We start from the raw sequence: 25,688 nt of genomic DNA on the forward strand, positions 1-25,688 counted from the left end.
TGTGATCAAAAAAAATATATAAACCATATTTGTTTATTTGATTAATAATATTCTAAATCCTTTTAGATACTGATATTTTAAATATCTTTAAGAATAAAAATATATTCAAATGAATACAACCCGCAGAAATTTTATAAAAACAACTGCCTTGGCAAGCTTTGGCGCATTAGTCTTACCGAATTCCCTGTTTGCCTATTCAAATGATTTTAAATCAGATAAAAAAGTACGCGTCGGATTTATCGGCGTAGGACTTCGTGGACAGGAACATGTAAAACTTCTGGCCAAGCGTAATGACGTGGAGATTGTGGCTTTTGCAGATCCCGACAAAAGAATGCTGGCTGCCTCACAAAAAATACTGAAAGACAATAATAAATCTGCCGCGCAGGAATTTTCAAACGGGGACTATGATTACCGGAATCTTTTAAAATTAAAAACCATTGACGCTGTAGTGATCGCTACTCCATGGGAATGGCATCTTCCGCAGGGTACAGAAGCTATGCGTGCGAAAAAGATCGTAGGTATGGAAGTTTCCGGAGCGATAAAGCTGCAGGACTGCTGGGAATTTGTGAAAGTATACGAGGAAACCAAAGTTCCTATTTTCATGATGGAGAATGTGTGTTACCGCAGGGATATCATGGCTGTTCTGAATATGGTCCGTAAAGGAATGTTTGGAGAACTGGTTCATGGAAGAGGTGGTTATCAGCATGATCTAAGAGGCGTTCTCTTCAATGATGGGATTACGCCGTACAACTCAGGTGCTGAGTTTGGAGAAAAAGGATTTAGTGAGGCACACTGGAGAACGGAACATTATGTAAAACGCAACGGCGAGCTTTATCCTACGCATGGATTGGGTCCGGTAGCCGTGATGATGGATATCAACCGTGGAAACCGTCTGACAAGGCTTTCCTCATTCTCGTCAAAGTCTGTGGGACTTCATAAATATATCGTAGAACATGCTAAGGGCGGAGAAAACCATTCTAATGCCAAAGTAAAATTCAATCAGGGAGATATTGTCACCACACAGATTGCCTGTGCCAATGGGGAGACGATTCTTTTAACCCATGATACCAGCTTACAGCGACCTTATGATCTTGGATTCAGGGTGCAGGGAACAGAAGGTTTGTGGCAGGACTTCGGCTGGGGCGATTTCAACCAGGGACATATTTATTTTGAAAAAACAATGAATCACAGTCACCGATGGGAAAATACCGAAAAGTGGATGAAAGACTATGATCATCCTATCTGGAAGAAATTTGAAAGTACGGCTGCAGGTGCAGGACACGGCGGAATGGATTTCTTTGTCATGAATACCTTTATCGAATGTATCAAACGAAATATAGAGTTTCCGATGGATGTGTATGATCTTGCCTTATGGTATTCTATAACGCCATTAAGCGAAGAATCTATTGCTAAAGGCGGTCAGGCCGTAGATATCCCTGATTTCACCAACGGAAAATGGAAAACCCGTAAACCTGTATTTGGAATGACGGATGAATTCTAAAAAAACATTACTCATATTAGCAGGAGGTTTGGGAAGCCGCTACAAAGGCCTTAAGCAGATAGACGGAATTCTGGATAACGGTTCACCGATCCTGGAATACTCTATTTACGATGCATTGGAAGCTGGTTTCACCAAGGTTGTCATTATTGTGAACAGACTGATTCCTCAAAGCTATATGGAAAGATTAAATACCATATCCGGAGAAAAGAATTTTGAGCTTCACTGGGTATATCAGGAAAAAGAAAGCTTTCTGCCAAAAGACTACGACTTCTCACATCGTGAAAAACCGTGGGGAACCGGTCATGCTGTCCTTTGTGCAAAAAATGACGTACAGGAACCTTTTGTCATGATTAATGCTGATGATTTTTATGGGAAAGAAGCCTACCAGCTGGCCTCCGAAGAAATCGATCTTCACATTTCAGAGGCGCAGTTTGGAATGGCGGCCTATCCCGTAGGATCTACTTTGAGTGGAAACGGAAATGTTGCCCGTGGAATATGTACCTTAGATGCAGAAAATTATCTGATAAAAGTAGAAGAACAGACTTCGATCCACAAAAAAGGAGATTCAATTGTTTATACCGGGAACGGAAATGATATTGAACTTACTTCTGATGCATTGGTATCTATGAATTTCTTTATTTTTCATCCGAATGTTTTTGATGCACTTGAAGTGTATTTTAATGACTTCATACAATCGGAACCGGAGCCATCGCAGGAATTTTATATTCCTTCTGCTGTACAGAGAATAATTGACGAGAAAAAGGCAAAAGTATTGGTGAAAGCCTCTCCATCACAATGGATGGGTGTTACCTATGCAGATGACAAAAGCAGTATAAAAGATTTCCTGACATCAGAGATCAAAAAAAACAGATATCCCGAGGATCTATGGAATTAAAAACAATCGTTACCGGATTTACCGGAACTGAAAATTGCACGATCACTCCTATTACCAACGGGCTGATCAATACAACCTATCTGGTGGAGGATTATGATGCTGATGAAAAATTTATCCTTCAAAAGATCAATACTCAGGTTTTTCCGTTTCCGGAGATTATCACCAATAATCACATTCTGATCAACAGATTACTGGAAGATGGGAACTATCCGCTCGAGCTGGTAAAACCTAAGGAAACTTTATCCGGGAATTTCATTATTAAAGATGAAAACGAAGAATCCTGGAGAATGCTCAGCTTTATTGAGGACACGAAGACCTTCTTTAAAATCCCTGATATAAAAACAGCCTATGAATCAGCAAAAGCGGTCGGTGCTTTTCTAAATACGGTCAATCCTGAATATCTTCCCTACATTCAATCCCCGATTCCTGATTTTGTTAATTTTGAAAAAAGAATCTCGGATTATCAGATTTCTTTACAATCTGCAAGTCCGGATCTGCTGGACAATGCTGAACAAGAAATCGAAGCAATGAATGAACTCCTCTCCCTTCCTGAAAAATGGATTGAGATGGAAAAGGAAGGTATTTTACCTAAAAGAATTATTCATGGAGATCCTAACGTCAGAAATATTCTTTTTGACAGCAATTCAAGGCCTCTTGCTGTGATCGATCTGGACACCGTAACCATTTCTACCATCCTCTATGACTTCGGTGACATGGCAAGATCCTACACCAATACTCTGGATGAGGACAATGGAAATGCTGATCATAATTTCAATCCCCAGATTTACAGAACTGTGAAAGATGGATTTCTGCTGTCTTTAAAGAAAAAACTGACTTTTGAAGAGTTGGAAAATCTTGATTATGCGGCACAGACTGTGATTTATATTCAGGCGGTTCGTTTTCTTACTGATTATCTGAATGGAAGCACCTATTATTCTACGAAATATGCTGAACATAATCTGGACAGAACCAGGAATCAATTGCAGTTGCTGAAAGGTTTGAGAAAGTATTTGCGCGTGGATTAGATTTTTTAGACACAGATAACACGAATTTTTTCACGAATAAAGACCATACTGCCATTGCGGGGGAGTAACGAAACAATCTCAATCTAAGGCAAGTTCTTATGCAATAAAGACTATCCATTTCTTTCGGAAAATTGCTTCGCTATGCTCGCAATGACTGGGGAGTTTCGGGGCGGGGAGCGAAGCTCCCGCCCCGAAACTCCCACATAAGTTTTTGAAAATCTCTGATTTTTCCACTGATGTGAATTTATTCCAAGATCATTACCTTTTTTAATCTTGTGGTTGATATTTTTTCACCACAGATTGCACAGATTCTCACAGATGTTTGAAGATATTATCCCGTATAAAAATCTATGATTTTTATAATCTTAAGTGTACTTATGTACAGTTCGCATTTAAACTTCGAATAAACTAAAGTGTTAGAAAACTTTTGTCCCTTTTGTGGTTAAAAACTTTACATCAGGAATTCCATAATCTTCTTCCATTCTTCCAGTTTAACATCAAAAGATACCGTATGCAGAGGACTGGTAGAAGGAAGCTGAATGATCGGTAACCTGTAATTTTTCCCTAAAAGTTTCTGCAGATTTTTGTACGATTTCCCACCATTACAGAAAACAGCTTTGATATTGGGATGCTCATCCAGAAGTTCGGCAATTTGGTTGGCTTCTTCATTTTTGATTTCAGAATCCAGGCTTCCTTTTCTTTCGCAGGAGTCGATGACGTCCCAGACTGCTATATGATGTTCCTTTAAAATATCTAAACGTTGAGTATAATCATCTGTAAATTCTTCATTAAACAGATGGAAAATAATCGTCCAGAATTTATTTTGTGGGTGAGCGTAATACTGCTGTTTCTCCAAAGATTTGACACCGGGAATTGAACCTAAAATTAAGATTTCAGATTGAGCATCAATTAAGGGTGGAAACGAGGAAATTCTGTTTTGCATACTCAAATATATAAAAATTGGGGCCAAGGGGGAAAGGTTTTAGATTCTAGATTTCAGATTTCAGACACGAGACTTTAAGATTAAGGTTGAAGTTGAGAGACGTCAGAAAACTTAAAGTTTATCATTAATAATTTGGCTAAAGCCTTCGGATAATTGCATAAAAAAACGGGCTAAAGCCCGTTTCCATTGATATTTTCAGGAATCATTAAAATAAATTCAATTCATTTTAATGATTCATTTTTAGTTTACATTACAAAGTTTCTTTCAACCAGTCGAAGAATTCTCTCTGCCATACCAATCCGTTTTGAGGATGAAGTACCCAGTGGTTTTCGTTCGGGAAATAGACTAATTTAGATTTCAAACCTCTCAATTTAGCTGCCTGGAAAGCTTCCTGACCCTGCTCGTAAGGGACACGGAAATCAATACCTCCCTGGAAAATCATAATCGGCTTGTTCCATTTTTCAACAAAATTACTTGGGTTGAATTCTGTGTATGCTTTCGGAAGTGGCTTTTCCCATGGAGAACCTAAATCCCAGTTCGCAAACCAAAGTTCTTCCGTAGTAAGGTACCATGATTTCATATCAAATAATCCATCATGTGCGATGAAGGTTTTGAATCTGTTTTCGTGGATTCCGGCTAACATGAATACACTGTATCCTCCGTAGCTTGCTCCTACTGCCGCTACTCTTTCTCCGTCTACATACGGTAATGTTTTCGCAAAATCTGTTGCAGCCAGATAATCTCTCATCGGCTGTCCGCCCCAGTCTTTAGAAATTTCTTCATTCCATTTTGTTCCCCAGCCCGGCATTCCTCTTCTGTTTGGAGCCACTACGATATATCCGTTGGCTGCCATAAGAGAGAAATTCCATCTTGTGCTGAAAAACTGAGTCAATGCAGATTGTGGGCCTCCCTGACAGTATACCAAGGTAGGGTATTTTTTATTTGGGTCAAAGTTTGGTGGATAGTGGAACCATACGCCCATTTCTTTTCCATCCGTTGTTTTCACCATCTTCAGTTCAGATTTCCCTTGTGCCAGCTTAGCATAAGCTTCCTTGTTGGCTTCGGTTATCTGCTTCATTTCTCCGTTTTTTACATTGACAGAGAATAATTCCGTTGCATGGTTTACATCTGTTCTTCCGACTAAAAGTGAAGATTTATTGTCAGTAAAGATTTCATTAACGTCAAAATCACCTTTTGTGATCTGCTGAACTTTTGCTGCTTTCGGATCTAAAGAGAAAAGCTGTTTTGTTCCTCTGAACGCAGCTGTAAAATAGATCGCTTTGGAATCTCCGCTCCAGAATACATCTCCGGAAACGCTTTCGTCCCAGCCAGTCGTAAGGTTTATAGTTTTACCGGACTTCCAATCCATGATTTTTACATCATTTTTATCCGCCTCATAACCTTCTCTGGCCATACTCTGCCAGATCAGGGATTTTCCGTCAGGACTGAATTTTGGATTAACATCGTATCCTTTATTGGATTCTGTTAAATTTTTTGTTGTTCCTGAAGCAAGATCGTAGGCAAAAATGTCTGTGTTGGTACTTGTGGAATATTCTTTACCGCTTTTAGGTTTTGTAACGTATAAAAGCTGAGTCGAATCCGGGCTCCAGATGAAGTCTTCTGCTCCACCGAAAGGTCTTTGAGGAGAATCCCACGTTTTACCTTCTAACAGATCTTTTGCAGACTCTGCTTTGTCTGTGGTATTGACAACAAATACGTGGTTGTATTTTCCTTCATTGAAATAGTCCCAGTGTCTGTGATTCAGATCAGTATACACCTGAGCCGTAGTTTTAGGCGTATCACTGTATTTGTCTTTCCCCATTAATTTCTCTACCAGAACCTGCTTACTGAAGGCAATTTTCTTACCGTCCGGAGAGATCACGATATTGTCAGCTTCCCCGATGGTATAAAATTCAGACCAGGTTTTCCCGCTGTCCTTTGAAAGATAAATCTTATCTCCTTCCTGTGCATAAATTCCGTTTTTATCCCACTGAATAAGGGCTTTTTTACCGAAATCTATTTTGGAAGACTGGTTATTAAGAACATTGAGAAAATAGTTCTCGCTTTTTGTTTTTTCTGTTTTCAGATCTACCTGCCCCACTTTATAGATAAGCGAAGACTGATCCGGTGAAACTGCCTGCACCCCCACTTTTTTCAAAGTCCAGAGGATTTCAGGTGTCATTAACTGTTGTGCATTCATTAAGAGAGGAGCTGCCAGAGCCAGCAGACTGTACTTAAGCTTCATATGTTGATATTCATTTTAACGGAAATATGAAATCACGCCGATTTCATTAATTCCTTTTATTTAATTCAAAGATCCCCAAAGTTAGTACTTAAAATACCAATGAACGAAAGAATTAACAAGAAAATTCCATTTCACAAGCCAGGATCTGTCTTACAGGAAAACCCCTGTTTTTTAAAGATGGGTACTTTCCCTCTTCTTTCACATCATTCAAAACCTGAATTTTACTTCAACAAAATCATCAAAATACCATCTTTACACTCGAAACAAATCAACCATCCCATATATTAATTAAAACCATTTAAAAATTTACATCATGAGTACACCAGAAACAGGAAATTTTAAAGGAACATCGCTAGATGCAGGCGCACCTAACCTTTGGCACATCCACGAGAACCATTTAAAATATGGTAAAGATACTGACACAAGGGTTAATTTTGCAGGCAAAACCCTTGAACAGATTATGGCAAAAATTGCCGAAAACGAACCCATCAATGCACGTTATATGACTACGCCCAATCAGAAAATGACGTACGAACAATGCATAAAATGGATTGAGAAATACTGTTAAAACAAGAGGCTGTCCGGATAGGACAGCCTCTTTTATTTTGCGATATGTTTTGTTATTTATTCTCCATCTGAAAACATGGAATTCGCCAGTGAAGTCACAAAGGACAGCAGCACACTAAAGATCAGTGCCCACCAGAAGCCATCTACGACCATACTGTCTATAAAATAATCTGCAATCAGAATAATCACAGCATTGATCACCAGGGCAAATAATCCCAATGTGATAATCGTAAGAGGCAGTCCCAAAAGTCCTAAAATAGGTTTTACAAAAATATTTAATACCCCCAGAACGATGGCAAAAATAATTGCCGAAGAAAATCCTTCGAAATGTACACCCGGAAGCACCTTAGTCAAAAGGTAGGCAACGATTGCTGTAATGAACAGCCTGATAATTAAGTTCATATTATTATGTTTTAATGTTATGGTGTTTACGTTGCAAATCCTGTTCCATTTCATCCGGAAAAAGGCCCGTAATTCCTTTATCTACCGAATATTTTGATTGATGGGCTTCTATTTATTTGATCCTCATCATGGTGACCAGTGAAGTCGCCACATGACTTTCCGAACCGGTACTTTCATCAATGACATAGATTTCTGTTCTTACCACAATGATTTTTGCACCGCCTTTGATCACGTAAGACCTCGATATCAGGGCATCTCCCAGTGCGGGACGAAGATAATTAACCTTCAGTTCAACAGTCACTACATAGCAATCGTCTTTATAATGACTTACTGAAGCATATCCTGAAGAAACATCCACCAGAGAAGCTATCATAGCACCATTGAACATGCCGGCTTTCCGGGTCATCATTTCCATTTTTGGAATTTTAATGGAGACAAAATCGGTATCTACTTCCAATAATTCGGCGTTGTAAAATTTTAATGTTTCTGAACGGCCGAAGCTGTCCGTCATGAGTTTCTTTTTTTCCGGAGTCATGAATATGTATTTTAATTTGAATGTAAATACAAAGTACACCAATGTTTTTCAGAAATACCAGAAAATTGGGAACAAGTTTACTTACTGATGCTGAAATTTTAAATAATACAGTCAGTTTTTTAACCACAAAAGAGGCAAAAGTTTTCTAACACTTTAGTTTATTTGAAGTTTAAATTCATACTGTCAAAGAGTACACTTAAGTTTAAAAAAAATCAAAGATTTTTATTCGTTGTGGTGCAATCTGTTTATTAAATAATTGAACCATTAAGAGCATTAAGTTCTTAAGAATATTAAGAGCAGCTTCGCTTTTTTTAATGATATGGCTTAAAAAATCATTTGATTTTTCTTAACTATCCTCATCTTCTTCACTCATCTTAATGGTTTAAAAACTTACCCTAAAAAACTACTCAATCTGATTTTCTTGATGAATATTGTTTATTGGAAATTATTCCCATCCTCAGGAGGGGTGACGAAAATTCGAAGAATTTTGAAGGGGTGGTCTCCAGAAATACTTACAAAAAATACTAGCTTTGCAGTAAACAACCAACCATATGCCCTTGAAAAAGATTTTCACATTCCTAATCTTTCTTCTGTGCTGTATTTTTCAGGCGCAGACGCTACATCTGTATGGTGGCTCCAATGAGGATCAATATCTGGGCTGCATCAACTGTGATACTTTTGATAAAAACTCGATATGGAATCCTTACGGTGATTATGGAAATCTGCTCAGTTCAAAATCCATCTGGAATGGTTCCGGCAACTATGGAAGTTCGTACAGTACGTATTCACCATGGAGCGATTATGCTTCGTATCCTCCCGTAATTCTGGATCAGGATGGAAATTTTTTCGGCTATCTGACTTTAAATCCCTACAAATCTGAACGATCACAGCTGCAACTGGCGCAGGTCTTGTGTAAAAACCACGATAGCATTAAGAAAGATCTCAGTGGATGGTATGATAAATTATTCCGGTAAAAACGTAATGAAGATATCTAGAAATTCTGATTTGTTTTAACTTCTGTGTTATCACTAAAGGTACATAAAACAAAAAAATCCCTCTGCATGAGGGACTTATCTTTATCTTATACTATTGGAATGCATGTACACATGCAAGGCTCACCTATATTGGGATCACATACGCTCATGTCTTCACAAACCAACATGTATCGCGGCTTGCAAAAAGTGATTCCGCCTTTAATTGTTTTTAAACCCTCTCTGGAGATTTTTTTGAAATTTTTCATGTTTAAATTTTAATTTGTTACGTGCTAAATATAAAAAATATTCTCCAAATAGAGATTTAATTAAAAAAAACAAATTAACTGTTACGGAGATCCATAACAAAACTAAACATATATGATTAAATTGATTAACTAAGCTGTACCTGAAAACCTTCTTCAAGTGTCAGAACTCCTTCCGTCAAAGCTTCTGAATGAGTCGTGAATCCTTTCAGTTTTGAAGTTTTCCCTTTTAAAACCAAATCCAAAAGTTGTTTATCAGAAAGCTTCTTGCCGAAAATATCAAACGTAATTTTAAAACCACAGTTCTTGAAATCGGAACAACCTACCGCAGTTTTCCCTTTGATCAGGTTGTGTTCTTTACATTTTGGGCATTGGGTTTCTTCCCACGATTGAAGTTCTTTTTTTACGGCAGGTTCACGCTTTTTCTTTTCTTTGACCTCTTCTTTTTCTTCTTCCTGCAGCATGATCACTTTTCCTTTTCCGTCCACCACTTTTCGGGTAAGCTCGGAAACCATCTGGATCAGCTCTTCTTTAAACTGGTTGGCTTCGTACTCGCCTTTTTCAATTTTACGGAGTTTCTGTTCCCATTCTCCGGTCAGTTCCGGGCTTTTCAGAAGTTCGTCTTCAATGGTATCAATTAGTTGAATTCCGGTTTGGGTAGCGATAAGATTTTTTCTTTTCTTCTCGATATATTTCCTTTTGAAAAGGGTCTCGATGATATTTGCACGGGTGGAAGGTCTTCCGATCCCGTTATTTTTAAGCAGTTCGCGAAGCTCATCATCTTCTACCTGTTTTCCGGCAGTTTCCATAGCTCTCAGGAGTGTTGCTTCCGTGTAAGGCTTTGGTGGGGTCGTTTTTCCCTGGTGAATCATTGGATCGTGTGGTCCGCTTTCTCCCACGGTAAATTCAGGAATGGTCTGTTCTTCCTCCTTTTCTTTTTCTTTATCAGTGGATTCTTCTTTCGGTTCTTTTGCATAAACGGCTCTCCATCCCGGTTCCAGAACCTGTCTTCCACTTGTTTTAAAAGGAATCGTTCCTACTTTTCCTTCCACTAATGTATTTGAAATTTTACATTCCGGATAAAAAGCAGAAATAAAACGTTTTGCCACAAGATCATAGATCAGTTTCTCTTCCCTGCTCAGATTCTGAGAAGGCGGAACTTCTGTAGGGATAATCGCATGGTGATCAGTTACTTTCGCATCATCGAAAACGGCTTTTGATTTAGGAATAGGTGCTTCCAATAATGGAGCAACCAGATCCTGATAAAAATGCATTTTCCGAAGAATGCCTTCAATTTTAGGATACAGACTTTCGGATAGATAAGTGGTATCTACACGCGGATAAGTCACGTGCTTTTTTTCGTACAGACTCTGGATATAATGTAAGGTATTTTCTGCGGAGTAGCCATATTTTTTGTTGGCTTCCACCTGAAGTCCTGTCAAATCGAAAAGTCTGAGGTTTTTTTCTTTTCCTTCTTTAATCTCAAAAGAAACAATTTCAAAAGGGTTGAGCTTAAGATATTCAAGACCCTTTTCAGCACGGTCTAAGGTTTTTAAACGATCAATCGCAGCATTGAAAATAACGTCACGGTATTTGGTTTTAAGTTCCCAATATTCTTCCGTATTAAAGGCATCAATTTCTTTCTGTCGCTGAACCAGCATCGCCAAAGTCGGCGTCTGAACTCTTCCGATGGAAAGAACCGCTTTGTTTCCTCCAAATTTTTTGGTAAATAATCTTGTCGCATTGATTCCCAGCAGCCAATCACCAATTGCTCTTGCATTTCCAGCCAGATACAGATTTTTATAATCCTCAGCAGGTTTCAGATTGTCAAAACCTTCTTTGATCGCTTCTTCGGTAAGGGACGAGATCCATAAACGCTGAACGGGTTTGTTACATTTTGCTTTCTGTAAAACCCATCGCTGGATCAGCTCACCCTCCTGCCCGGCATCACCACAGTTAATGACCTCATCACATTCCTCCACCAATCTTTCAATGACTTTAAACTGATTTTCAACGCCTTTGTTTGGAATTAATTTGATCCCAAAACTGGCTGGAATGATCGGCAGTAAAAACAAATTCCAGGATTTGTACTGAGGGCCATAATCATGAGGCTCTTTTAAGGTACAAAGGTGTCCGAACGTCCATGTCACACAGTATCCGTTGCCCTCCATATAGCCCTGTTTAGGCGTGGTAGCACCTAATACTTTGGCGATATCTCTGGCAACACTGGGCTTTTCGGCAATACAAAGTTTCATGAATTTCGGAATTATTGAAGGGGGACAAAAGTCGGGATTTTTTTTGGATTAAGCTAATTTAGTTGGGAGTTGATGTTTGAAAATTACAGGGATGAGTATGGACGTTTATTCCGCTAAAATAGGTCTGATTATGTTGGTATCATTCTTTTGGATTAAAGTTTAATGAATGGTAGCAGATATATTGCGGATTGAGTTTAGTAATGGGCACGAGCGGGACGCTCGCGCCAGCACATGGATGTCCAGCAATGCAGCTCAATATGTAAACACAATGCTAGCGCGAGCGTCCCGCTCGTGCTAATAATTATAACAAAAAACTCCCCTTAAAAAAGGAGAGCCTTCACAATATTAATGAAAACGGGTTCATTATTTTCTATTCACTTCGGCAATGGCAGCCTGAATTCCGCCACCTGCTACTTCAAAGAAAGATGGACCTGCCAGGAAGTATATTTTTTTCAATTTCTTTGTATGGGAAAGTTGATGCTCTTTGAGATAGATTTCGGAACGGTTGGCCAATACAATCCCTTTCACTACATTTCCAGCTATTAAAGCGGTTGGAGAATCTATTCCGGCGTCCTTCAGATCACTGGCAAACGCGAAATTGGTTACGCCTAATCTCATTGCTTCACGGGCAGCCACTTCACCTACGGAAGTCATCAGTTCGGGCGTGAAATTATTTCGGTCACCCAACCCGATTAGCAATAGTTTTTTAGCAGACATAGAACCAGCCGGCGGTGTGATTAATAGTGTTTCCAACGCATGTCCTTTAAACTGTCCGGACTGTCTGATTTTTGTAAATTCACCTTTTAATGCATCGTCCAAATGCACTAAACCGTTCAGATTGGCGGGTAAAGCCTGAGCACTGTGGATATCATTTTCCGTGTATTCAAACACACAGGCCACCTGTAATTGGGCATCTGCAGAAGAAGGTCCCTGAACCAGGCCGATAATTGAGATTCCGTCTACTGATCCCCAGTTTTTTGAGGTGCCGACAGAGGTTGTATTTTGAGCAGTCAGTGTTAAGGATAATAAACCAGCTGCGAATGATAGCATAAAATTTTTCATGGTTTCAAATCTTTTCTATTCGTGATTACATGGCCATCGGAACTTCCATTAGCAAGATTTCCGTATGTTCTGCCGTAGATTTCATATTCAGGTTTTTAATATCCCAAACTCCGAATCCATCCCGTTCTTCCAATTTCTGACCTTCAATTTCAGCGCTTCCTTTAAGGATAAAAACATACACTCCATTTCCACTTTTTTTGATCTGATAACTGGTTTCCAAACCGTTTTCAAACCGCCCTAAATGAAACCAGGCATCCTGATGAATCCACACCCCCTCGTCATCAGCATTGGGAGAAAGGATTTGCTGGAATGCATTGTGACTTTTTGTTTTGTCTAAAGTGATCTGGTCGTATCTTGGCGTTACATTTCTCCTATTCGGATATACCCATATCTGCAGGAATTTGACAAGTTTATCGCTGTTCTTATTAAATTCGCTGTGCATCACCCCTGTTCCTGCGCTCATCACCTGGATATCTCCACTTTTGATCACCGTGGTATTTCCCATATTGTCTTTGTGCTCAAGATCGCCTTCCAGCGGGATACTGATGATTTCCATATTATCATGGGGATGCGTTCCAAAACCTCTGCCCGCTTCCACTTTGTCATCATTTAAAACTCTCAGCACTCCAAAATGCATTCTTTCAGGATTATGATAATTGGCAAAACTGAATGTATGCTGGCTCAGCAGCCAACCATGATCTGCCTTTCCTCTTGAATCCGCCTTATGAATCACGGAATTATCTTTAATTTTCGACTCAGGATTGGGTAAGTGATTGTATCCGATGGGTTCTAATGGCTCAATCTCATCGATCTCATTTTTCATGGTATTTCCAAGAGAAGCAGATGCTACAAACATCCCGGTTCCCAATAAACCTTTCTTTAAAAAATCTTTTCTGTCCATATCTTGTCGTTATTTTTTTGATTTTGATAAGACAAATTTAGGGAGACTGAAATGGCTGTGCATTTAACTAGTTTAATAAATTGCTTTTTGATTAAAAAATTGAGGGGAATATTGTGTGTTTATTTTTCAGGCAAAGATTTCATTTTTAAACACAAATTTCACAAATAAGTTCACAAATAACACGACTATAATCTGCGTAATCTGTTGGATCTGCGGGAGATTATATTTCTAACCACTGATTTCACGGATTGACACAGATGATTGCGCATATTTTTATTCTTCTGGATATTTTGAGAGAAGCAAATGGGACTGCCTGCATCGTTGATGAAACTACTTGGATATATAAGTGCGCTTAATCAAATCAATCGAAGATTGATCTCTCCTTTGCAGGCTTACATAAACCGCTTTATGATCGATCTTTGCGTTAAAAAAACACTAAAAGAATAGTTTTAAATAGCCAATCCAACAAAAGGAAATCTATTTTTCCTTGGAAGCCAGACGCTTTCTTATAGTGCTCACAAATTCCTTCGAGACTCCGAGATAGGACGCGATATAGTACTGAGCCACTCTTTGTGGAATGGAAGGATATATTTTAATAAATTCAAGGTAGCGGTCTGTTGCGGTTTTGGAAATGGTATCCACCAGACGGTTCTGAAGTGTGGAGAGGTTTCTTTGCACGAGCATTCTGAAAACTCTTTCAAATTTTGGAATTTCCTGCAGTAATTTTTCTTTAGTAGCCGGAGTCAGCACATAGATTTCGGAATCTTCCAGGGCTTCAATATATACTTTTGAGGGCTTCTGTTCCTGAAATGAAGCAATATCACTGATCCACCAGTCTTCAATGGCAAATAAAAGGGTAACTTCTGTACCGTTATCATCCAGACAGTACAACCTTACACAACCTTTCTGGATATATCCCTCAAACAGGCAGATCTCTCCTTCCCTTAACAAAACGGCCTTTTTAGAAAATGTCTGGCAGCTCAATAAGTCGGTAAAGGTTTTATGTTCTTCTTCGGTAAGATCTATAAATCGGCTGACGTTCCGGATGATATTTTCAAACATGCACAAATTTTATCCCTGCAAATTAGGGAAAAGACTGTAAACTTCATTCTTTAAAAGTCCGCTTCCGCCACCGTAATGATCAATCACTTTAGTTTCTTTGTCTAAATTTTCGCAGAATATTTTAATGTCTTTTTCGAACTGTTCTTCCAAACCTGAACTTAGAAGCACAATATCAACCTGATTTTCTTTGATATAATCGTAGGAAGCGGTTTCATCGCTTTGGATTTCAGCTTTCCAGCCTTCATTATTTTCGATGATTCTTTTCAATGTTTCAAGAATTTCCTGATTTTTTCCAATGACTAAAAATTGTAATGTTTTCATTGTATTCCGTATTAAAAGTGAAGAGCTTAAGTTTTAAAATTACAGATGCTTATTCCCAGTTATTTTCAATTCATTTAAATCCAATTGAGATTCTGCTTTCCGGATCTCATCATCACTGAACAGTTTTTCTCTTTTCAGCCTGAAGAGTTCTTTCCGTTGTATGGCAAATATATCCAACATGATTTCATGATATTCTTTAAGGTCATTCTGTCTGTTGGTACACATTTCCAGAGAACTTAGGTGGCTCTCATGAAGCTTGATATCATTTTGCAGGTTTTCTTTTAAATTCCCGACCAAACTGTTGCCGGTTAAGCTTTTTTCATATTTTTCATTCAATCTGTCAACAGCCAAATGATCCAGTCTGATCTGAATTCCCGTCTGCTGCTCGTGAGATGGTAAAATAGGATCAATTTCTCCAATTTTGGTTAATTTAATAATCAAAGGAAGCGTTAAACCCTGAAAAACCAATGTCACAAAAATGACCACGAACGTGATGAAAATAATTAAGTTTCTTAACGGAAACTCAGCTTGGTCATTCATCATCACCGGAATTGACAGCGCTGTAGCTAATGAAACTACACCTCGCATCCCTGCCCAACCGATGATCAAAGGGTTTTTCCAGCCCGGACTTGGGTCCTGACGTACTTTTTTACTCAGCCATCTCGGAATATGAGCCACTGGATAAATCCACAGCAAACGGACAACAATTACGATTAAACTAATGATTAAACCATACTTTATACCGTCCATTAAAGAAGTTTCACCCAAACCATTGATAATATCGGGAAGTTCCAATCCGATTAAGACAAACACCAAAGCATTCATCACGAAAATCAACGTGTTCCAGACTCCCGTCATATTGATTCTGGTGGTTCCCGTTTTAAAAATTTCATGGGCACGGAAAGACATGAATAATCCTCCACTCACTACTGCCATCACTCCGGAAAAGTGAAAATGCTCCGCTCCCAAAAACAAAATATAGGGCGTCATCACCGTCAATGCCGCATCGATCGCCGGAGTGGTCGGGAGAAAGCGATGGATGGCATAGAAAATATGAGCTCCTACGATACCTACCACAACTCCCATTCCTGCAACAAGAAAAAACTGCCCGGTTGCTTCCTGCATGGAAAAGACGCCCGTCATCACCGCCGCTAAAGCAAATCTGAAAACAATCAGTGATGATGCATCATTGATCAGACTTTCGCCTTCCAGCATCGCAATGGTTCTTTTCGGAACTTTTAATCCTTTTAAAACCGTAGTCGCGGCAACAGCATCGGGTGGAGAAACAATTCCACCCAGCAAAAACCCTAGAGCCAGTGTGAACCCCGGAATGATAGACTGAGCAGCAAAAGCCACTACAATGGAGGTTAAAAATACCAACCCGAAAGCCATTAACGAAATGGTCCGTTTCCATTTCCAGAAATCATTCCATGAGGTGTACCACGCAGCTTCATATAAAAGGGGCGGTAAAAATATCAGGAAGATAATCTCCGGATCTAACTTTAAAACAGGAACCCCGGGAATAAAACTGATGCCCAATCCGGCCAGTACCAGAAAAATGGGATATGCGATTTTGATGCGCTGTGCCAGCATAACCAATAGCATGACGATGAGTAGCAGTCCGAGTATTAAAAGGAGGTGTTCGTGCATTTTTTTTAAGATATTAGATGTTAGATGTTAGATGTTAGAATTTAGAAGCTAGAGGTTAGACGTAAGAACTTTTTGGTATTTGATATATTTTTAGTGCTCTAGGTTTTGGCTAAAGCCGATTTATTCCTGGGCTAATTTAAGCGGGCTGAAGCCCGCTCCTATTGAATATTTTATTCTTTTTTTTGTAAAAAAGGCTAATATTTTTTTGTACATACAATCATTTTTTTGATTGTTCCTTTCATAAGTTATACAATTTTAATCTTCTTTCAGCCAGACATCATTATATTCATCCGGATGACGCTTGAATTGTAAGTGAACATATGGACAAAGCGGTACAATTTTCAAATCATTTTCTCTTGCATAGGAAACCAGTCTTTCCAGTAATATTTTGGCAAAGCCTTTTCCTTCGTGTTCAGGATTAACTTCTGTATGGTAAACGGTTAATTTTTTTCCGATCACTGAAATATCCATTTTACCAGCTTTTTGATCGTCCGAGAAAAGCTGGATTTCTCCTCTCACATTTCCTAAAACTATTTCTGTTCTTTCCATTTTTTTATTCTTTTAAATTAATAGTTCAAAATTAGGGTCTTTAGTAAAACTGAGTAATGATCTATGATAATTTCGGTAAAGCTCCTTAATTTTATCATACAACTTCTCTTATTCCCAATAAAATTTCAGTGCTGTTTTATCAAGCAGCGTCCAATTGTCACTTATATCATTTCGTACAAACCGTGAAAATCAGGCTTTCCAACATTAATCAAACAAAATTAATTCATTGAAAAACAATACATTAAAAAGTTTCAAGATAAAAAACATTAAAAAGTCTATCTTTTTAGTGGACTAATAAAAATATATGCCCTATATTTGCAACCGTATTCAGGAAAAGAAAATAAAATGAAACAAGGATCTAAACATCAATCCATTAAGAAACAAAACATCAAAACTATGATGATGTGCAACTGTATGCCTATGCATCAGAAATTCCGTGGCTGACCTTACTTTTATATCACATATTTCAGAGGCCTTACCACGTTGTAGGGCCTTTTTATTTTTACCCATCACACAAAAAACATACAGAATGAGCACTTCTAAAAACAGCTGGCTGGTGCCGGTGGCATTTATCAATATTTACGTCATTTGGGGAATCACATTCCTCGCGATTTCATTTGGTCTGAAAGGATTCCCACCTTTTATCCTTTCCGGTTTCCGTTTTCTAGCGGCTGGATTAATGATGATCGGGTGGCTGCTTGCTAAGGGTGAAAAAGCGAATTCCCTGATCAACTGGAAAAAGAATGCCATCACTGGAATATTGATTCTTACCGGTGGAACGGGTCTGGTAGCTTGGGGTGAACAGTATGTATCGGCTTCTGAAGCGGCAATTGCCATTGCAACAGGCCCGTTCTGGTTCATTGCAATTGATAAGAAAAACTGGAAGTATTATTTCTCTGATAAATTTATTCCCATAGGATTAATCATAGGGTTTGTGGGCTTAATATTATTCCTGAACGGAAGTGTTTCCAGCGCACACCATACCGCAGTAGACGGAAATCTGAGAATCACAGCCTTCATTGTACTGGCATTAAGTTCAGTGGCTTGGGTACTAGGATCTTTATATTCAAAGAAAAATCCGGCTTCGCAGTCTACCTTTATGAATATTGCACAACAGCTGATCACAGCGGGAGTCGCTGCATTTATTATTGCATCATTCAGACAGGAATGGCACGGTTTTTCATTCTCCAATGTTCCTGTATCGGCATGGGCTGGTGTACTGTTTCTGGTGTTCTTCGGATCGATCGTCGCTTATTTATCTTATATATGGCTGCTTTCTGTAAAACCTGCGGCCTTGGTAAGTACGCATACCTACATCAACCCCATTGTTACAGTCTTCGCAGGCTGGATCGTAGCCGGACAAACCATTAACGGAAGTCAATTATACGGACTATCTGTGATATTATTGGGTGTTTTATTAACCAATGTTACCAAGTATTTCAGGCTTTCAAAACGCTCAAAAGTGAAAATAAGAAGACTGAAGCGATTGGTGAATAAGACGGTACGACCGTATCAGCCTATTTAAAATTAAAACTATACATTAAAAATGATAGAGATCAAAAACATTTCAAAGACATTTCATCAGAAAAAGCAGTCTTTCAAAGCACTGGATCAGGTGAGTCTCAGTATTGAGAAGGGAGATATTGTGGGAATCATTGGATTTTCCGGAGCTGGAAAAAGTACCCTGATCCGTACCGTAAATCTTCTGGAAAGACCTGATGAAGGCCAGATCATCATTAACGGAAAGGATTTTATTCAGTTAAGCTCCAAACAGCTTGCTGCCGAACGAAAAAAAATCGGGATGATCTTCCAGCATTTCAACCTGCTTTCATCGAGAACGGTTTTTGACAATGTAGCCCTTTCATTGGAACTGGATCATGTCAGTAAAGATGAGATCAACAGAAAAGTGAATGAACTGCTTAAAATTGTAGGACTGGAAGACAAAGCCAACGATTATCCCAGAAGTCTTTCCGGAGGTCAAAAGCAGAGAGTGGCCATCGCAAGGGCACTGGCCAATGATCCGTACCTCCTTCTCTGCGACGAAGCTACCAGCGCACTGGATCCTGCGACTACACAATCCATTCTGCAGCTTTTAAGGGATATCAATCAAAGACTTGGGATTACTATTCTGCTGATCACGCATGAAATGGAAGTTATCAAAGCAGTCTGCAATCACGTGGCTGTTATCGACAAAGGAAAATTATTAGCAAAAGGAACATTAAGCGAGATCATCTCGGATAAAGAAAATCCGGTGATCCGACAATTTATAAATTCAGACATCATGACGATTCCTCAGGAACTCAATAAAAAACTGCAGAAAGAGCCACAGGTTGGTTTATTTCCGCTGGTTGAAATAGAACTCAATGAACATATCAGTGTTGAAAAACTGCTTTCAACGCTGTATGACCAATATAAAATCCCTTACCGACTTTTGAAAGCTGATGTGGAATATCTCGGCAATTCCAACTTTGGGAAACTTCTGCTTCATTTGCAGGGTGAAACCGAGGAAAACCAGCAGGCGATCTATTATTTAAACCAGAATAAAATTCAAAATACAGTAAAAGGATATGCTTAGTGACTCGGTAATTGCTCTTTTGGGAAAAGGACTTTGGGAGACGGTTTATATGACGTTTGTTTCAGGATTTTTCGGATTTGTTTTAGGCCTTCCGGTAGGTATTTTACTGTTTTTAACAAGAAAAGGACAGCTGCTGGAAAATAAAATTTATTACAGGATTATTTCAATTCTGGTTAATATTTTTCGGTCCATTCCTTTTATTATTTTAATTGTCTGGATGATTCCTTTCACAAGGGTAATCATTGGAACTTCCATCGGTATGAATGCGGCTTTGGTTCCGTTAAGTGTCGGGGCAGCTCCATTTATTGCCAGACTGGTGGAAAACAGCCTTCTTGAAGTTCCGCATGGTTTGATAGAAACAGCGAGAGCTTTGGGTGCATCTCCTTTACAGATTATTCAGAAAGTACTGCTTCCGGAAGCACTTCCTTCCCTGATCAATAACGCTGCAATCACTCTGATCACTTTGGTGGGTTATTCTGCGATGGGTGGAGCGCTTGGAGCCGGTGGATTGGGACAGATTGGCTATCAGTACGGTTACATCGGCTATGATGCTGTGATTATGAATGTAGTATTGGTACTTTTGGTAGCATTGGTGTTTATCATACAATTTGCAGGGGACAGATTGGCTAAGAAATTCGATCACAGGTAAGTTAAAGACGGAAATTAAAAATATAAATCTAATAATAAAGAGGTGGCTGAGGCACTCGAAGCCACCTTTTACTCATAAAAAATTCTAATGAAAAAGATAAAAACCATAGCCGTTTTAGCGGCCGGACTTCTCCTATTCAATGCATGTTCAGGAAAGAAAGATGACCCGAATCATATCGTAGTGGGAATTACTTACGGTCCGGAACTGGAAATTGCTGAAGCGGCCAAAAAAGTAGCCAAAGAAAAATACAATCTTGATGTGGAATTGATTCCCTTCAATGATTATGTAGTTCCAAATGAGGCTTTGAACAACGGAGACATTGAAGCCAATGCTTTCCAGCATGTTCCATATCTGAACGAGCAGTCGAAACAGAGAGGTTACAAACTGGCAGTAGTAGGAAATACTTTTGTCTATCCTATCGTTGCTTATTCAAAGAAGATCAGAACGATCAGTCAGCTTCAGAATGGAAGTACGATCGTTATTCCGAATGATCCCACCAATGAAGGACGTTCTCTCCTTCTCCTGCAGAAAAACGGGCTTTTAAAACTAAAAGAAGGTGTCGGACTTCTTCCAAAAGTCACAGACATCACCGAAAATCCAAAACAGCTGAAGATTCTCGAAATCGAAGCGCCACAACTTCCGAGAGTTCTGGATGATAAAGAAGTGGTTATCGCTATTATCAACAATAATTTTGCATCACAGGCAGGATTAGATCCCAATAAACAGGGCGTTTTCAGTGAGGATAAGGATTCTCCATACGTGAACGTCATCGTGGCTACCCATGACAATAAAAATTCCGCCAAAGTAAAAAACTTTGTAAAGGCCTATCAGTCTGATGAAGTGGCGAAAAAGGCTGAGGAGATCTTCAAAGGAGGTGCGGTGAAGGGATGGGAAGATCATGAGTAATGAGCAATGGGTAATAGGTAATAGGTGATGAGTTATAAATGATGAGTGATGAGATTGTTGCGGGGTGCGAGTTTCGAGTTATGGGGTTGGGAAATAAGGGATTCGGGTTGTTTATTCATAAAAGAGAGCTCAAAATCTAAATAAGCTTTTATATTTCGGGTCATAGGCGCAAGCTGTTTACTGCAGGAGTAGCAGTCAGATATTTTTCTTTTATTCAATATTTCTATATTCACAGCCTAAACGCTCAACCACCTAAATCCATATCTCCCAAACCCTAACTCATACCCTTAAACCCTCATACTCACACACCCATAACTCGAACATCACACCCTCCCACTCTCAAACCATAAACCCTCAAACTCTCAAACTCTCAAACTCTCCGACTCCAACCCCTGGAACACGAAACCCGAATCAAAATCAAACATTTATCTATTAAAATCCATTTTCTCAATTTGAGATAATAAAAATTTTACTTACTTTTGTTGTTAATCAATAAAAAGGCATTTTATGTTCAAGAAAACCGCCATTGTAAGTTTATTCACTTTTATTGCTGCTTCGTATATGGCTCAGACTCATACTCAACCCGTTTATTTAGATGAATCAAAACCTGTAGAGCAGCGTATTCAGGATGCTCTTTCGAGAATGACCGTGGAAGAAAAAGTGGCTATGCTGCATGCACAGTCTAAATTCAGTTCACCCGGTGTTCCAAGACTGGGAATTCCTGAATTCTGGACTACAGACGGACCTCACGGGGTACGTCCGGAAGTGATGTGGGACGAATGGGACCAGGCTGGATGGACGAATGACTCGATCATCGCCTACCCTGCCCTGACGGCACTTTCTGCAACATGGAACAAAAAAATGTCCTGGAATTATGGAAAAGCTTTAGGCGAGGAAGCTCGATACAGAAAAAAAGACATCCTTCTCGGACCTGGTGTCAATATCTACAGAACACCATTAAACGGAAGAAACTTCGAATATATGGGTGAAGACCCTTACTTAACTTCAAAAATGGTGGTTCCTTACATCAAAGGGGTACAATCCAATGGTGTAGCGACTTCTGTGAAGCATTTTGCGTTGAACAATCAGGAAATGTTCCGTCATACGAGCAATGTCAATATTGATGACCGAACGCTTTATGAGATCTATCTTCCACCTTTCAAAGCGGCAGTTACTGAAGGTGATTCATGGACGATCATGGGTGCTTATGACATGTATAAAAACCAATATGCCAGCCAAAACCAATATCTCTTGAATGACATTCTGAAAAAAGAATGGGGCTATAAAGGGGTTGTCGTTTCCGACTGGGGAGCGGTCAACAATACGGAACAGGCCATCCACAACGGACTGGATCTTGAATTCGGGAGTTGGACGAACGGACTGTCTGCAGGAACTAAAAATGCTTACGACAACTATTATTTAGCAAAACCTTATTTAGACCTCATCAAAGCTGGAAAAGTAGGAACACAGGAGCTTGACGACAAGGTAACAAGACTCCTTCGTTTAGCTTATAAAACGACGATGAACAGGAATAAACCTTTCGGGAATATTGCTTCTGAAGAACATAAAGCGGTAGCCAAAGAAATCGGTGAAGAAGGAATTGTATTGTTGAAAAATCAGGGAAATGTGCTTCCCATCGATCTTAATAAAGCTAAAAAAATTGCCGTTATTGGTGAAAATGCCATCAAAATCATGACTGTTGGTGGTGGTTCTTCTTCTTTAAAAGTTAAATATGAAACCCTTCCATTAGACGGAATCAAATCCAGATTCGGAAAACAGGCGGATGTACAGTATGCGAGAGGTTATGTAGGAGACATCGGTGGAGAATACAACGGGGTAAAATCCGGACAGAACTTAAAAGACGACCGTTCTGCAGCAGAATTACTGAACGAAGCTGTAGAATTGGCCAAAAAATCCGACTATGTTATTTTCGTAGGTGGACTGAATAAAGCAGACTTCCAGGACAGTGAAGGTAACGACAGAAAAAGCTACGGACTTCCTTATAATCAGGACAATGTGATCTCAGCTTTAGCAAAAGCCAATAAAAACCTTGCTGTAGTCCTGGTTTCCGGAAACGCAGTAGCAATGCCTTGGATTAAAGAAGTTCCTTCTGTTCTGCAGTCGTGGTATCTGGGTTCTGAGGCAGGAAATTCCATCGCTTCTGTTTTGGCAGGTGATGCGAATCCTTCCGGGAAGCTTCCGTTTACTTTTCCTGTGAAACTTGAAGATAATTCAGCACATCAGTTGGGAGAATACCCCGGACAAAAAGACGAACTGGCTGCCGGAAAAGGAAAAGATCAGAAAAACCCGATCAATATTACGTATAACGAAGGTGTTTTTGTAGGATACCGTTGGCATGATACGAAGAAAATCAAGCCATTGTTCAGCTTTGGGTATGGTTTAAGTTATACCACCTTTGAGTTTGGAAAGGCTAATGCTGATAAAACAGTAATGTCTGCGGACGATAAGATTACTTTCACCGTAACTGTAAAAAATACAGGAAAGAAAGCCGGTGCTGAAGTTGCGCAGTTATACATCAGCGATATCAAAGCTTCTGTACCCCGTCCAGCAAAGGAACTAAAAGGTTTTGAAAAGGTATATTTAAATCCTGGTGAGCAGAAAGAAGTAACATTCACGATTGATAAAACGGCATTGAGCTTTTTTGATGCAAATAAGCATGAATGGACGGCTGAGCCTGGAGATTTTGAGGCGCAGATCGGGAATTCTTCTGATGCGATTAAGACGAAGGTGAAGTTTACGTTGAAGTAGTTTTTATTAATATATTTAAATATCTAAGCAGGTTCTACGGGATCTGCTTTTTTTGTTTTTTTTAACCACAGATTTCACAGATGTACACAGATGTTTGCGGATATTATTTTGGATAAAAATTTTTGTTTTTTTTTAAATGAAGATGCTATTCATTTACAATAATTTATTTCTTTTCAGCTTCTTTTTTATACTCAATTCTTACCTCAATATTCCATCTTAACCTTAACCTATAAATTGATACTCAGTCAATCGCTGCTCTCCATATTTCTCTAAAATCTTCTGTTGTGTGGCCCATTTTAAATCTCTGCTAGCGGTGGGGGCCGAAATATTTTTGAAATGTTGTAAATAATCTTTTCTGCTGAACCTTTCGTCATTCATCTTTTCTTTAAAAATCAGGATCCTTTCTTTCGTATTTAGGTTCGTATTCTGAGACTGCAAAACCTGTTGAAGCGCTTCCAGAATAATTCCCATCATAAATTCAACAAATGGTGTAGAGTTTCCTTTTTTATCAGATTCCGAAAGCTTATTGTAATATTCCTCCTGGTTTTTCTTAATAAGGCTCTCTACCGGAAGATACTCAAATACAGGATACTGTTGCATCAGAATTAAAGTTTGCCATAATCTTCCCATTCTTCCGTTACCATCTAAAAAAGGATGGATAAATTCAAATTCATAGTGAAATACACAGCTTTTTATCAGTACAAGTTCAGGGTCTTCCTTTACATAACGGAAAAGACCATTCATTAAGCCTTTCACTATAGATCCGTCCGGCGCTATATGTTCCACTTTAGAACCTTTTACTATTCCTACATTGGAAGTCCTCAATTTCCCTGATTTATCGATCAGATCTTTCATTAAAACAGCATGAGCCTTTTCCAGATCCTTAATACTGGTAGGGTCAAGCTCTTTTAGACACGCGTACACTTCGATAGCATTCTGTACTTCCTGAATATCTTTTAAAGGTGCAATGATTCGCTTATTATCAAGTAATGCCGTGATCTGTTCCTCAGTCAGGGTATTTCCTTCGATTTCCAATGAAGACTGGATTGTTTTAATACGGTTCTTCTTACGCAGCTCCGTTGTTGGTTTATAAAGATGATGCGCATTAATTTCTCCAATCTTTTCAGAGATGGAAGCAACTAATGAAAGGATTTTATCGGTAATGGTATATGGCGGTCTCAAAACTTGATAGTATCATTTGATAGTATCAAAGATAAGAAATTACTTGTACATTTTCTGATTTCCCCATAAAAACCCATAGTTTGAAAACAAGCAGACAGAGCAGATCAGTGTTCTTAAGGGATAAGAATAAAAAGCCCTCTTAAAAAAAGAGGGCAATATCTGATTACATACATGTAGATGTGCTGCAATAATTTCCTGCACGATGATAACAACATCTGTAGCTGTCATCAGGACAGTGCGAACCTCCACATGCAACACCTGTTGGATCACCTATTCCTGTTTCTGGCTTAAAAGGTCCTGATCCCGTTGTGTTTTTCAATTCTTTTCTTGTTAGTTTTCTTTTCATAGTATAAATCTTTAATTTGATCGAATTGTAAACATATTATTTTTTATTGGAAAAATCAATAAAATAATCAAAAAATTAGAATATTTTTAATTAAATTTTAAATAAATTAAA

Annotated in this window: 24 protein-coding genes; 10 read left to right on the forward strand and 14 right to left on the reverse strand. The window is 38.9% G+C overall.

Annotated features, from left to right (window positions below):
- The first annotated feature begins 109 nt into the window (after positions 1–109).
- From BM143_RS02850 to BM143_RS02860, 3 genes are read left to right on the forward strand one after another with little or no spacing between them, the layout of a single operon-like run.
- Positions 110–1,501, forward strand: coding sequence for a Gfo/Idh/MocA family protein (locus BM143_RS02850; RefSeq protein WP_090022788.1), 1,392 nt, complete (start codon positions 110–112; stop codon positions 1,499–1,501).
- Complete coding sequence (locus BM143_RS02855; protein ID WP_090022789.1) at positions 1,491–2,396, forward strand: sugar phosphate nucleotidyltransferase; 906 nt, start codon at positions 1,491–1,493, stop codon at positions 2,394–2,396. Before BM143_RS02850 ends, BM143_RS02855 begins: the two co-directional genes overlap by 11 nt.
- Positions 2,387–3,421 carry a phosphotransferase enzyme family protein gene (locus tag BM143_RS02860; RefSeq protein ID WP_090022791.1) on the forward strand — a complete coding sequence of 345 codons (1,035 nt, stop codon included), beginning with the start codon at positions 2,387–2,389 and terminating at the stop codon, positions 3,419–3,421. Before BM143_RS02855 ends, BM143_RS02860 begins: the two co-directional genes overlap by 10 nt.
- Positions 3,422–3,872: 451 nt before the next feature.
- Here the strand turns inward: BM143_RS02860 and BM143_RS02865 are convergent, their stop codons facing one another.
- Both BM143_RS02865 and BM143_RS02870 read right to left on the reverse strand, forming a co-directional pair.
- Entirely contained in the window at positions 3,873–4,364 is a 492-nt protein-coding gene (locus tag BM143_RS02865) for a DNA-deoxyinosine glycosylase (RefSeq protein WP_090022793.1), read from the reverse strand.
- 250 nt (positions 4,365–4,614) lie between these two features.
- Positions 4,615–6,609, reverse strand: coding sequence for a S9 family peptidase (locus BM143_RS02870; RefSeq protein ID WP_090022795.1), 1,995 nt, complete (start codon positions 6,607–6,609; stop codon positions 4,615–4,617).
- A 313-nt stretch (positions 6,610–6,922) separates the two neighbouring features.
- Between BM143_RS02870 and BM143_RS02875 the strand changes: the two genes are divergently transcribed.
- Positions 6,923–7,177 carry a hypothetical protein gene (locus BM143_RS02875; RefSeq protein ID WP_090022797.1) on the forward strand — a complete coding sequence of 85 codons (255 nt, stop codon included), beginning with the start codon at positions 6,923–6,925 and terminating at the stop codon, positions 7,175–7,177.
- Between the two features lie 56 nt (positions 7,178–7,233).
- Here the strand turns inward: BM143_RS02875 and BM143_RS02880 are convergent, their stop codons facing one another.
- Positions 7,234–7,578: a phage holin family protein gene (locus BM143_RS02880; protein ID WP_047451937.1), complete on the reverse strand. Its 345-nt coding sequence runs from the start codon at positions 7,576–7,578 to the stop codon at positions 7,234–7,236.
- A 112-nt stretch (positions 7,579–7,690) separates the two neighbouring features.
- Entirely contained in the window at positions 7,691–8,113 is a 423-nt protein-coding gene (locus tag BM143_RS02885) for a PaaI family thioesterase (RefSeq protein ID WP_034728002.1), read from the reverse strand.
- A gap of 557 nt (positions 8,114–8,670) precedes the next feature.
- Here BM143_RS02885 and BM143_RS02890 point away from each other — a divergent pair.
- Positions 8,671–9,087, forward strand: coding sequence for a hypothetical protein (locus BM143_RS02890; protein WP_228430678.1), 417 nt, complete (start codon positions 8,671–8,673; stop codon positions 9,085–9,087).
- A gap of 107 nt (positions 9,088–9,194) precedes the next feature.
- On the opposite strand, the gene BM143_RS24320 is transcribed toward BM143_RS02890, so the two are convergent.
- The 8 genes from BM143_RS24320 to BM143_RS02925 all read right to left on the reverse strand — a co-directional run bounded on the left by BM143_RS24320 (position 9,195) and on the right by BM143_RS02925 (position 17,150).
- A complete protein-coding gene (locus BM143_RS24320; RefSeq protein WP_449384773.1) occupies positions 9,195–9,353 on the reverse strand; it encodes a bacteriocin-like protein in 159 nt (52 codons plus the stop codon).
- A 125-nt stretch (positions 9,354–9,478) separates the two neighbouring features.
- On the reverse strand, positions 9,479–11,605 hold the full coding sequence (locus BM143_RS02895; RefSeq protein ID WP_090022801.1) for a type IA DNA topoisomerase: 2,127 nt from the start codon (positions 11,603–11,605) through the stop codon (positions 9,479–9,481).
- A gap of 363 nt (positions 11,606–11,968) precedes the next feature.
- Positions 11,969–12,667, reverse strand: coding sequence for a M17 family peptidase N-terminal domain-containing protein (locus BM143_RS02900; protein WP_090022803.1), 699 nt, complete (start codon positions 12,665–12,667; stop codon positions 11,969–11,971).
- 25 nt (positions 12,668–12,692) lie between these two features.
- Positions 12,693–13,568 (reverse strand): pirin family protein, encoded by an 876-nt coding sequence (locus tag BM143_RS02905; RefSeq protein WP_090022805.1) that lies wholly within the window; start codon positions 13,566–13,568, stop codon positions 12,693–12,695.
- Between the two features lie 477 nt (positions 13,569–14,045).
- A complete protein-coding gene (locus BM143_RS02910) occupies positions 14,046–14,630 on the reverse strand; it encodes a Crp/Fnr family transcriptional regulator (protein ID WP_090022807.1) in 585 nt (194 codons plus the stop codon).
- A gap of 9 nt (positions 14,631–14,639) precedes the next feature.
- Positions 14,640–14,951 carry a hypothetical protein gene (locus BM143_RS02915; protein WP_090022809.1) on the reverse strand — a complete coding sequence of 104 codons (312 nt, stop codon included), beginning with the start codon at positions 14,949–14,951 and terminating at the stop codon, positions 14,640–14,642.
- A gap of 39 nt (positions 14,952–14,990) precedes the next feature.
- Positions 14,991–16,601, reverse strand: coding sequence for a Na+/H+ antiporter (locus tag BM143_RS02920; protein ID WP_090022811.1), 1,611 nt, complete (start codon positions 16,599–16,601; stop codon positions 14,991–14,993).
- A 255-nt stretch (positions 16,602–16,856) separates the two neighbouring features.
- Positions 16,857–17,150, reverse strand: coding sequence for a GNAT family N-acetyltransferase (locus tag BM143_RS02925; protein ID WP_034728021.1), 294 nt, complete (start codon positions 17,148–17,150; stop codon positions 16,857–16,859).
- A 529-nt stretch (positions 17,151–17,679) separates the two neighbouring features.
- Here BM143_RS02925 and BM143_RS02935 point away from each other — a divergent pair.
- The 5 genes from BM143_RS02935 (at position 17,680) to BM143_RS02955 (ending at position 24,049) form a co-directional block, all read left to right on the forward strand.
- Entirely contained in the window at positions 17,680–18,675 is a 996-nt protein-coding gene (locus BM143_RS02935) for an EamA family transporter (RefSeq protein WP_090022813.1), read from the forward strand.
- 21 nt (positions 18,676–18,696) lie between these two features.
- On the forward strand, positions 18,697–19,725 hold the full coding sequence (locus BM143_RS02940; RefSeq protein WP_090022815.1) for a methionine ABC transporter ATP-binding protein: 1,029 nt from the start codon (positions 18,697–18,699) through the stop codon (positions 19,723–19,725).
- On the forward strand, positions 19,718–20,374 hold the full coding sequence (metI, locus tag BM143_RS02945; protein ID WP_034728027.1) for a methionine ABC transporter permease MetI: 657 nt from the start codon (positions 19,718–19,720) through the stop codon (positions 20,372–20,374). Before BM143_RS02940 ends, metI begins: the two co-directional genes overlap by 8 nt.
- Positions 20,375–20,461: 87 nt before the next feature.
- A complete protein-coding gene (gene metQ / locus BM143_RS02950) occupies positions 20,462–21,280 on the forward strand; it encodes a methionine ABC transporter substrate-binding lipoprotein MetQ (protein WP_090022817.1) in 819 nt (272 codons plus the stop codon).
- 507 nt (positions 21,281–21,787) lie between these two features.
- Positions 21,788–24,049, forward strand: coding sequence for a glycoside hydrolase family 3 C-terminal domain-containing protein (locus tag BM143_RS02955; protein ID WP_090022819.1), 2,262 nt, complete (start codon positions 21,788–21,790; stop codon positions 24,047–24,049).
- Between the two features lie 222 nt (positions 24,050–24,271).
- On the opposite strand, the gene BM143_RS02960 is transcribed toward BM143_RS02955, so the two are convergent.
- Both BM143_RS02960 and BM143_RS23700 read right to left on the reverse strand, forming a co-directional pair.
- Positions 24,272–25,231, reverse strand: a complete 960-nt coding sequence (locus BM143_RS02960) for a Fic family protein (protein WP_167375231.1) — start codon at positions 25,229–25,231, stop codon at positions 24,272–24,274.
- A gap of 163 nt (positions 25,232–25,394) precedes the next feature.
- A complete protein-coding gene (locus BM143_RS23700; protein ID WP_139221973.1) occupies positions 25,395–25,577 on the reverse strand; it encodes a hypothetical protein in 183 nt (60 codons plus the stop codon).
- Positions 25,578–25,688 lie beyond the last annotated feature (111 nt).

The organism is Chryseobacterium oleae (assembly GCF_900115055.1).
Taxonomy (GTDB): Bacteria; Bacteroidota; Bacteroidia; order Flavobacteriales; family Weeksellaceae; genus Chryseobacterium; species Chryseobacterium oleae.

Coding starts and splice junctions, on each gene's coding strand:
- BM143_RS02850 (WP_090022788.1), top strand. CDS start 110: ATGAATACAACCCGCAGAAATTTTATAAAAACAACTGCCTTGGCAAGC.
- BM143_RS02855 (WP_090022789.1), top strand. CDS start 1,491: ATGAATTCTAAAAAAACATTACTCATATTAGCAGGAGGTTTGGGAAGC.
- BM143_RS02860 (WP_090022791.1), top strand. CDS start 2,387: ATGGAATTAAAAACAATCGTTACCGGATTTACCGGAACTGAAAATTGC.
- BM143_RS02865 (WP_090022793.1), bottom strand. CDS start 4,364: ATGCAAAACAGAATTTCCTCGTTTCCACCCTTAATTGATGCTCAATCT.
- BM143_RS02870 (WP_090022795.1), bottom strand. CDS start 6,609: ATGAAGCTTAAGTACAGTCTGCTGGCTCTGGCAGCTCCTCTCTTAATG.
- BM143_RS02875 (WP_090022797.1), top strand. CDS start 6,923: ATGAGTACACCAGAAACAGGAAATTTTAAAGGAACATCGCTAGATGCA.
- BM143_RS02880 (WP_047451937.1), bottom strand. CDS start 7,578: ATGAACTTAATTATCAGGCTGTTCATTACAGCAATCGTTGCCTACCTT.
- BM143_RS02885 (WP_034728002.1), bottom strand. CDS start 8,113: ATGACTCCGGAAAAAAAGAAACTCATGACGGACAGCTTCGGCCGTTCA.
- BM143_RS24320 (WP_449384773.1), bottom strand. CDS start 9,353: ATGAAAAATTTCAAAAAAATCTCCAGAGAGGGTTTAAAAACAATTAAA.
- BM143_RS02895 (WP_090022801.1), bottom strand. CDS start 11,605: ATGAAACTTTGTATTGCCGAAAAGCCCAGTGTTGCCAGAGATATCGCC.
- BM143_RS02900 (WP_090022803.1), bottom strand. CDS start 12,667: ATGAAAAATTTTATGCTATCATTCGCAGCTGGTTTATTATCCTTAACA.
- BM143_RS02905 (WP_090022805.1), bottom strand. CDS start 13,568: ATGGACAGAAAAGATTTTTTAAAGAAAGGTTTATTGGGAACCGGGATG.
- BM143_RS02910 (WP_090022807.1), bottom strand. CDS start 14,630: ATGTTTGAAAATATCATCCGGAACGTCAGCCGATTTATAGATCTTACC.
- BM143_RS02915 (WP_090022809.1), bottom strand. CDS start 14,951: ATGAAAACATTACAATTTTTAGTCATTGGAAAAAATCAGGAAATTCTT.
- BM143_RS02920 (WP_090022811.1), bottom strand. CDS start 16,601: ATGCACGAACACCTCCTTTTAATACTCGGACTGCTACTCATCGTCATG.
- BM143_RS02925 (WP_034728021.1), bottom strand. CDS start 17,150: ATGGAAAGAACAGAAATAGTTTTAGGAAATGTGAGAGGAGAAATCCAG.
- BM143_RS02935 (WP_090022813.1), top strand. CDS start 17,680: ATGAGCACTTCTAAAAACAGCTGGCTGGTGCCGGTGGCATTTATCAAT.
- BM143_RS02940 (WP_090022815.1), top strand. CDS start 18,697: ATGATAGAGATCAAAAACATTTCAAAGACATTTCATCAGAAAAAGCAG.
- metI (WP_034728027.1), top strand. CDS start 19,718: ATGCTTAGTGACTCGGTAATTGCTCTTTTGGGAAAAGGACTTTGGGAG.
- metQ (WP_090022817.1), top strand. CDS start 20,462: ATGAAAAAGATAAAAACCATAGCCGTTTTAGCGGCCGGACTTCTCCTA.
- BM143_RS02955 (WP_090022819.1), top strand. CDS start 21,788: ATGTTCAAGAAAACCGCCATTGTAAGTTTATTCACTTTTATTGCTGCT.
- BM143_RS23700 (WP_139221973.1), bottom strand. CDS start 25,577: ATGAAAAGAAAACTAACAAGAAAAGAATTGAAAAACACAACGGGATCA.